Origin of the sequence: Arthrobacter crusticola, from assembly GCF_004357995.1 — a bacterium.
Taxonomy (GTDB): domain Bacteria; phylum Actinomycetota; class Actinomycetes; order Actinomycetales; family Micrococcaceae; genus Arthrobacter_D; species Arthrobacter_D crusticola.
This window is the reverse complement of the sequence record NZ_SMTK01000012.1, coordinates 1-1,000: the sequence shown is the minus strand read 5'-3', so window position 1 is coordinate 1,000 and position 1,000 is coordinate 1. Positions and strand designations below refer to the sequence as shown.

Annotated in this window: 3 protein-coding genes; all 3 read left to right on the top strand. The window is 57.6% G+C overall.

The features are described 5' to 3' along the window. Nucleotides 1–71 precede the first annotated feature (71 nt). Entirely contained in the window at nucleotides 72–470 is a 399-nt protein-coding gene (locus E2F48_RS17180; RefSeq protein WP_000158919.1) for a DNA-packaging protein FI, read from the top strand. Nucleotides 471–481: 11 nt separating this feature from the next. Beyond that, nucleotides 482–835: a head-tail joining protein gene (locus E2F48_RS17175; protein ID WP_000752979.1), complete on the top strand. Its 354-nt coding sequence runs from the start codon at nucleotides 482–484 to the stop codon at nucleotides 833–835. A gap of 11 nt (nucleotides 836–846) precedes the next feature. Further along, the coding region (locus E2F48_RS17170; RefSeq protein ID WP_170997307.1) for a phage tail protein at nucleotides 847–1,000 on the top strand (154 nt) is incomplete at its 3' end.

Genomic DNA, 1,000 nt, shown 5'->3' with positions numbered 1-1,000 from the left:
GATGAGTTCGTGTCCGTACAACTGGCGTAATCATGGCCCTTCGGGGCCATTGTTTCTCTGTGGAGGAGTCCATGACGAAAGATGAACTGATTGCCCGTCTCCGCTCGCTGGGTGAACAACTGAACCGTGATGTCAGCCTGACGGGGACGAAAGAAGAACTGGCGCTCCGTGTGGCAGAGCTGAAAGAGGAGCTTGATGACACGGATGAAACTGCCGGTCAGGACACCCCTCTCAGCCGGGAAAATGTGCTGACCGGACATGAAAATGAGGTGGGATCAGCGCAGCCGGATACCGTGATTCTGGATACGTCTGAACTGGTCACGGTCGTGGCACTGGTGAAGCTGCATACTGATGCACTTCACGCCACGCGGGATGAACCTGTGGCATTTGTGCTGCCGGGAACGGCGTTTCGTGTCTCTGCCGGTGTGGCAGCCGAAATGACAGAGCGCGGCCTGGCCAGAATGCAATAACGGGAGGCGCTGTGGCTGATTTCGATAACCTGTTCGATGCTGCCATTGCCCGCGCCGATGAAACGATACGCGGGTACATGGGAACGTCAGCCACCATTACATCCGGTGAGCAGTCAGGTGCGGTGATACGTGGTGTTTTTGATGACCCTGAAAATATCAGCTATGCCGGACAGGGCGTGCGCGTTGAAGGCTCCAGCCCGTCCCTGTTTGTCCGGACTGATGAGGTGCGGCAGCTGCGGCGTGGAGACACGCTGACCATCGGTGAGGAAAATTTCTGGGTAGATCGGGTTTCGCCGGATGATGGCGGAAGTTGTCATCTCTGGCTTGGACGGGGCGTACCGCCTGCCGTTAACCGTCGCCGCTGAAAGGGGGATGTATGGCCATAAAAGGTCTTGAGCAGGCCGTTGAAAACCTCAGCCGTATCAGCAAAACGGCGGTGCCTGGTGCCGCCGCAATGGCCATTAACCGCGTTGCTTCATCCGCGATATCGCAGTCGGCGTCACAGGTTGCCCGTGAGACAAAGGTACGCC

What these genes read in the sequence shown, in the direction of transcription:
- E2F48_RS17180 (WP_000158919.1), top strand. Translation starts at nt 72, where the DNA reads ATGACGAAAGATGAACTGATTGCCCGTCTCCGCTCGCTGGGTGAACAA.